General features: G+C 70.8%; 8 protein-coding genes. 2 read left to right on the top strand and 6 right to left on the bottom strand.

What is annotated here, in order from left to right; all coding sequences use genetic code 11:
- The 6 genes from recA to ABT001_RS35550 form a co-directional block, all read right to left on the bottom strand.
- A partial coding sequence (gene recA / locus ABT001_RS35575) for a recombinase RecA (RefSeq protein ID WP_351285806.1) occupies positions 1-710 on the bottom strand: 710 nt, incomplete at its 3' end.
- Positions 711-1014: 304 nt separating this feature from the next.
- Positions 1015-1260: a hypothetical protein gene (locus ABT001_RS35570; RefSeq protein ID WP_351285804.1), complete on the bottom strand. Its 246-nt coding sequence runs from the start codon at positions 1258-1260 to the stop codon at positions 1015-1017.
- 178 nt (positions 1261-1438) lie between these two features.
- On the bottom strand, positions 1439-2164 hold the full coding sequence (locus ABT001_RS35565; protein ID WP_351285803.1) for a dienelactone hydrolase family protein: 726 nt from the start codon (positions 2162-2164) through the stop codon (positions 1439-1441).
- A 228-nt stretch (positions 2165-2392) separates the two neighbouring features.
- A complete protein-coding gene (locus ABT001_RS35560) occupies positions 2393-3292 on the bottom strand; it encodes a DUF2510 domain-containing protein (RefSeq protein ID WP_351285802.1) in 900 nt (299 codons plus the stop codon).
- Between the two features lie 103 nt (positions 3293-3395).
- On the bottom strand, positions 3396-4067 hold the full coding sequence (locus ABT001_RS35555; protein WP_351285800.1) for a response regulator: 672 nt from the start codon (positions 4065-4067) through the stop codon (positions 3396-3398).
- Between the two features lie 2 nt (positions 4068-4069).
- Positions 4070-5023, bottom strand: coding sequence for a HAMP domain-containing sensor histidine kinase (locus ABT001_RS35550; protein WP_351285799.1), 954 nt, complete (start codon positions 5021-5023; stop codon positions 4070-4072).
- Between the two features lie 214 nt (positions 5024-5237).
- On the opposite strand from ABT001_RS35550, the gene ABT001_RS35545 reads away from it, so the two are divergent.
- On the top strand, positions 5238-5513 hold the full coding sequence (locus ABT001_RS35545) for a hypothetical protein (RefSeq protein ID WP_351285797.1): 276 nt from the start codon (positions 5238-5240) through the stop codon (positions 5511-5513).
- A 103-nt stretch (positions 5514-5616) separates the two neighbouring features.
- Positions 5617-6348, top strand: a complete 732-nt coding sequence (locus tag ABT001_RS35540) for a FadR/GntR family transcriptional regulator (protein WP_351285795.1) — start codon at positions 5617-5619, stop codon at positions 6346-6348.
- Positions 6349-6454: the final 106 nt, after the last annotated feature.

The following is a 6454-nucleotide window of genomic DNA, read 5'->3' as shown; positions in this document are numbered from 1 at the left end:
GCGTCGGTGCCGTCCTTCAGCGTCTCGATACGCCGGATGTCCAGACGCACCGAGGCGTAGAACTTCAGCGCCCGGCCACCGGTCGTGGTCTCCGGAGAGCCGAACATCACACCGATCTTCTCGCGGAGCTGGTTGATGAAGATCGCCGTCGTCCTCGTCTGGCTGAGCGCGCTGGTGATCTTGCGGAGCGCCTGGCTCATCAGGCGGGCCTGCAGACCCATGTGCGAGTCGCCCATCTCGCCCTCGATCTCCGCACGGGGCACCAGGGCCGCGACGGAGTCGATCACGATCAGGTCGATCGCGCCGGAACGGATCAGGATGTCGACGATCTCCAGCGCCTGCTCGCCGTTGTCCGGCTGGGAGAGGATGAGGTTGTCGGTGTCCACGCCGAGCTTCTTGGCGTACTCGGGGTCCAGAGCGTGCTCCGCGTCGATGAACGCCACCGAGCCGCCGGCCTTCTGCGCGTTCGCCACGGCGTGCAGCGTCAGCGTCGTCTTGCCGGAGGACTCCGGTCCGTACACCTCCACCACGCGGCCGCGCGGCAGACCACCCACGCCGAGCGCCACGTCCAGAGCGGTCGACCCGGTGGGGATCACTTCGATGGGCTCGTTCGGCCGCTCACCGAGACGCATCACCGCACCCTTGCCGAACTTCCGCTCGATCTGTGCGAGCGCGGTGTCCAGCGCCTTTTCGTGGTCGGTTCCTGCCATGCGTTTCACCCGGTCCGATTGAGTGGCACGCCGCACGTCGGAGACGTGAGCGTCTACTGCCGACAACGGGCGTGTCGGAAATCCCAAAAACGAACATCCGATCGATTTTCGTGTCCAGTGAAAGGTACCAAACCGAGGGAAGCGGGACGGGTCGCGCGCGCCGGACGGTTTCGGACGCAGGCCGTGGCGCCCGTTCCTCCGGCCGAACCGCGGCGTCTGCGCCGAACCTGAGGTCGCGGTGACGCGGAAAGGACGAAGGCCACCCAAGAGGGACGGCCCTCCCGAGCCGCCGAGCGGTCAGCGGTCAGTGGCCGGCTGGGTCACTCTGTACAGCACCGAAGCGGGGTGCGAAGGACGTCATGTCGTCGCCGATCGCGTCGACGCGGTTCACGAACTGCTCGCCGTGAAGTTCGAGCGTCGGCAGTTTCGCCGCTGTGCCGGACCTGCCCTCGTGGTCGATCATCGACAGGCAGAGGATCTTGGAGCCGTCACCCTCACCGTCACCGTCACCGTCGCCGGTGAACAGGTGCGTGAAGGTCCACGCGCCCACGTCCTGGTACTCGGTGGCGCTCTTGGCATCTGCGGGGTGGTGTCCGACCAGCGCGCGGCATTCGCCTCGGTGCGTTCACACTCGGAGCGTGGCCCACTCCCTCGCTCCCGGCACCTCAGCTACAGGCGGAGGCCGGAGTCGAGGTCAGAGCCTGTGAACGAACCTCAGCCTGCCCAGATCACCCCGTTACGGGCAGGCACTCGGCGAGCAGGTCGACGACGTCCCGCCAAGCTCGCTGGGCGTGCTGAGGGTGATGTCCGACCCCGGGAAGCAGGATGTGGTCGACCGGTGGGTGATGAAAGGCGTGCAAGGCGCCGCCGTACACCACGAAGCGCCAGTCGATGCCCGCAGCCTGCATCTCGGCGGTGAACGCGTCCCGCAGCGCGGGCGGCATGATCGGGTCTTCCGACCCGACCCCGGCCCACACAGGGCAGTTGATGCGCGCCGTCTCGCCTGGTCGGCCGGCGGTCAGCCCGTTGACTGTCGCGATCGCGCGCAGGTCGACGCCGTCGCGCCCGAGTTCCATCGCGATGGCGCCCCCGGTGCCGTAGCCGACGGCGGCGATCCGGTCGGGGTCGGTCCGCGGCTCGGCGCGGAGCACGTCGAGCGCCGCGTGGCCGATGCCTCGCATGCGGTCGGGGTCGGCGAGCAGCGGCATGCAACGGGCCAGCATCTCCTCAGGGTCGCCCAGATACCGCCCGCCGTGGAGGTCGAAGGCCAGCGCCACGTATCCCAGCTCGGCGAGCGCATCGGCCCGGCGGCGCTCGACGTCGCTGAGTCCCACCCCCTCGGGCCCGACCAGGACCGCGGGCCGGTGCTCGACACCGGCCGGGAGCGCGAGGTGCCCGATCATCGTCAGGCCGTCGGCCGCGTATTCGACCGTGCGCGTCGTAACTGTCGTCATGAGCCTGGACTGTAGTGATCGTCGAGCGGGGTCGGGCCGGTGTTCTGCCACTGGCAGAAGGCACGTCTCCGGCGTGTTCGGGCATGCCGTCGGCCGGCCTACCGGTGCGGAAGCGCGCCGGCCGGTGGAGTGTCCGGAACCGACAGGGGCCGGGACCCGGTTACGGAGCCCGGCCCGGCCGCCGTGCCGGAGTGTGTCCCGCACGGCGGCGAAGGCGACGAGGTCGGATCAGGTGTCCTGGCCCGAGCCGGCCGCAGCGGAGGCTTTCTTGATGCCCTCGGTGATGTCGTCCAACACGGAGAGCTTCGGCGCCTTGTCGTTGACGTCGAAACCGGACCGGACGACGACCAGTGTCTCCGCGGAGCGAGGGGAGGGGAAGGCGAGCGACTCGACGTAGCCGTCGTCGCCGTTCTTCGTCACCACCTTCCAGCGCACCCGGTAGCCCTTCTGTCCGGCCACGGTGACCGCCTCGGACTTCAGCTGTTCGTGCGAGGTGATCCCGCCGTAGATCTTCTCGCCGTACGACTCCTCGGCGTTGGTCTCGATGTCGCCCTCGGCCGCCGCCTTCGCCGTGGTCGCCTCGACCTCAAGCGCCTGCGCCGGTGCGGAGAACACCCCGCCGCGCACGCACTTCTGGCTCTCGTCGCCAGGGCAGGCGTACTCGCCCGTCGTCAGTCCGGCGCCGATGGGCCCGGACTGCCCGGTCCATCCGTCGGGCACGGGGATACTGATCCCGCTGGCCAGGTCGGTGGCGTACCCGTCCTCGGTCTGCGGCATCTGCTGGTCGGGGATCTCCCCCTGCCCGCCGTCCTGCCCGCCGCCGTCAGGTGTGCCCGGGAGGCGAGGGCTCCCGGACGGGCCGGAAGGATCTGAGGGGGCGTCGGCCGTGGTGTCCGTACGGTCGTCGGAACTGTCGCCCAGCACGTACGCGCCGCCACCGACGGCCGCGAGGAGGACGACACCGGCGGCGACACCCGCACCGATGCGTATGCGACGGCGCCTGACCGTCGCGGGAGGTATCCGGAGTTGGTCGGTCCAACGGCTCCCGTCCCACCAGCGTTCCTGGGCGGGGCCGATTCCTGAGTGCCCGGGGTCTGGATGCCAGCCGGGCGGGGTCGTCTGGGTCACGAGAGCACCGTAGGCGCACTCGCTGAGAAACGTATGAAACGCACAGGGTGGCCGTGGTCACGCACCCGGGCCGACGCGCCCACCGCGACCGGGGCCGGAGGTCCTACGGTTCGATCAGCCCGGCCCTGATCGCGTAACGCGTGAGTTCCAGGCGGTCCCGGAGCCCCAGCTTCTGCAGCAGATTGGCCCGGTGCCGCTCGACCGTCTTGACGCTGATCACGAGCATGCCCGCGATCTCCTTCGACGAATGGCCCTCTGCGACCAGCTTGAGGATCTCCTCCTCGCGCTCGGTGATCGCCCGGTCCGGTACGTCGCCCCCGTTCCTGACCCGGTCCAGATAGTTCCGGATGAGGGCGGTGACCGCCCCCGGGTAGAGGAACGGCTCGTCGCGCATGGCCGCCCGGCAAGCCTCGACCAGGTCCCGGTCGGCGACGGACTTCAGCACGAAGCCGGAGGCACCCGCCTTCAGCGCCTCGAAGAAGTACTGCTCGTTGTCGTACATGGTGAGCATCAGGATCCGCAGCTCCGGCATGACCCGCGACAGCTCACGGGCCGCCTGAAGTCCCGTCAGACGTGGCATGGCGATGTCGAGGACGGCCAGGTCGGGCCGCTCCTCGCGTGCCTTCTCGATCGCCTCGGCGCCGTCACCCGCTTCGGCGACGACCTCGAGGTCCGGTTCGCCGTCGAGGATCAGCCGCACGCCGCGGCGGACCAGGGCGTGGTCGTCGGCCAGGAGGATGCGGGTCTTCCCGGACCCGGTGGGGGCGTGGGGCATGGTCAGGAGCTTCCGTTCCGTACGGGCACGTCGAGGCGTACGTCCGTGCCGCCCGCCGCACCGGTACCGAGAGTGAGTGTCGCGCCGATGAGCAGGGCGCGTTCGCGCATGCCGCGCTGGCCGGCGCCCTCGGGGGTGTCCCCGAGGCCGCGGCCGTCGTCGCGGATCCGCAGGCGTACGCCGTCGGGGCCGCGGGTCAGGGAGAGTTCGAGCAGGGTGGCCCGGGCGTGCCGGACGGTGTTCGTGACCGCTTCCTGGGCGATGCGGTAGACGACGAGTTCCGCCTCCTCGCCGAGCGGGGGCAGATCCCTCTCCATCCGCCGTCTGATCGTCAGCCCGTGCGGGGTCGGTGTCTCGGTGGTGAGTGCCGTCAGGGCGCTGACCAGGCCCAACTCCTCCAGCACCCCGGGGCGTAGCCGTCGCGCGATGCGGCGGATCTCGTCCAGGCTTCCCCGGGTGATCTCCTGGACCTGGGCCAGCTCGTCCCGCAGGGGCTCCGGGGCGTGACCCGTGACCCGCTTCAGTTCCAGCAGAACCGCGGTCAGGGTCTGGCCCACTTCGTCGTGCAACTCCTGCGCGACCCTGCGCCGCTCGGCCTCCTGGGCCCCCAGAGCCCGGGCGCTGCTGGTCGCGCGCTCCGCCTCCAGGCGGTCGAGCATGCTGTTGAACGTCTCGATCAGGGCCGCTACCTCCCCCTCGCCGGCCACTTCCAGGCGCGGCCGCGGGCTCAGCAGGTCCGTGGTCGTCATCGCCCGGGTCACCCGCTGCAGCGGCGCGAGGCCCAGCCGCAGGAGCAGCGCGTTCGCGCCGAGCATCAGGGTCATGCCACCGGCCAGGATCAGGGCCTCGGTCAGCACCACAGGGGCGGACACGGTGATCGGGCCGAGCAGCAGCAGTGCCCCGGCGGCGACGAGCACCGCCGCGTTGAGCAGGAAGATGCGCCAGAACAGGGACAAGACCGCACGGCCTCCTTCGGACGGATACACGGGTGGTGACTGCCTCCACTATCGCCGGTCGGGGTCGGGGGTGCGGCTGTGCCCGGTCCCCGGTGATCCCGTCTGCATGGCGGCACCCCCCGAAGATGGGTGTCAACCCCTATGGCCCCGGGCACCCGCACGCCCGGACCATGGAGTCCGGGCCCAACGGGTTCTGATCCGGGAGGGAGTCACCATGCCCCACTACGACGAGCGGCCGCGCGGCCTGAAGGACCACCGCATCGGCAGTGACAGCCCCGAACGCGCCGGTACGCCGGGACGGGACGCCCCGCGTCACCGCCCCAGCGGGACATGGCTGTGGCTCACCATCGGAGTCGTGGGGCTGCTGACCGGCATCGTCATCGGCCACGGCCTCCTCATCGCCGCCGGGCTCGTCGTGGCCGGGATGGCGGGCCAGCTCCTCGACCCGCAGCGCCCCAGGCCACGGAACAGCGCCCCCCGACCCCGCTGAGCCGCCGCGCGGGACCCGGTCCGCCATGGGCCGCTTTGGTCCGACCACATGTCCTGTGTGACATAGTCGGGGCATGCGTATCGCCCGGAGCAGGGAGTAGCGGATGCCCGTCGAGTGGCAACCCGTACGGCAGTCCCGCACCCATGAGCTCGTTCTCCAGAGCATCGAGGAACGGGTCTTCGCGGGAGAACTCAAGGCGGGCGACCGCCTGCCGCCCGAGCGGGAGCTCGCGCCGGTGCTCGGCGTCAGCCGGTCCGCGCTGCGCGAGGCGCTCAGGGTGTTGGAGACCATCGGTGTCCTGGTCGCCCAGCCGGGCCGGGGCCCGGACTCCGGGGCACGCATCGTGCGCAACCCGGACGACGCCCTCGGCCGTCTGCTGCGCCTGCACTTCGCGCTCGGCAGCTACAGTCTGCACGACGTGCTGGAGGCCCGGGTCGTTCTGGAGCGGTCGAGCTGGGAGGCCGCCGCCCGGCACGCCGGGGCCGAGGACCTCGACACGGCGGAGGAGCTCGTCCGGCGGATGGGCGAGCCGGACGTGGACGTCGCCGAATTCAACGATCTCGACACCCGCTTCCATGTGCTGATCGCCGGGAGTTCGGGCAACGCGCTCACCTCCACCCTCACCTCGGCGGTGCGCGAATCGGTCCGCCCGCTGATCCTGCGGGCCCTGGAGGACGCCGAGGACTGGCCGGCGACGTCGGGTGCCCTCAACGCCCAGCACGCGCGGCTGCTGCGGCTGGTGCGCCGGGGGCAGGGAGCCGAGGCGGCGGACCTGGTGGAGGAGCACATCCGGGGCCTGCACGGCACGCTGGTCGACGAGAACGACGCCTCCTAGGCAGCAAGACCCAGGCAGTGGGACTCCCGGAACGGGAACAGGACCGGCCGTCTTCCTCTCCCCGCCCGCCTTCGTGCCGGGGCCGGCGGTCACGGGTGGTGGGGTG

The organism is Streptomyces sp. NPDC002793 (assembly GCF_040295485.1).
Lineage (GTDB): Bacteria > Actinomycetota > Actinomycetes > Streptomycetales > Streptomycetaceae > Streptomyces.
The sequence above is the reverse complement of the archived record's forward strand: the minus strand, read 5'-3'. Positions and strand labels throughout refer to the sequence as shown.

What these genes read in the sequence shown, in the direction of transcription:
- ABT001_RS35565 (WP_351285803.1), bottom strand. Translation starts at nt 2,164, where the DNA reads ATGACGACAGTTACGACGCGCACGGTCGAATACGCGGCCGACGGCCTG.
- ABT001_RS35545 (WP_351285797.1), top strand. Translation starts at nt 5,238, where the DNA reads ATGCCCCACTACGACGAGCGGCCGCGCGGCCTGAAGGACCACCGCATC.
- ABT001_RS35555 (WP_351285800.1), bottom strand. Translation starts at nt 4,067, where the DNA reads ATGCCCCACGCCCCCACCGGGTCCGGGAAGACCCGCATCCTCCTGGCC.
- ABT001_RS35540 (WP_351285795.1), top strand. Translation starts at nt 5,617, where the DNA reads ATGCCCGTCGAGTGGCAACCCGTACGGCAGTCCCGCACCCATGAGCTC.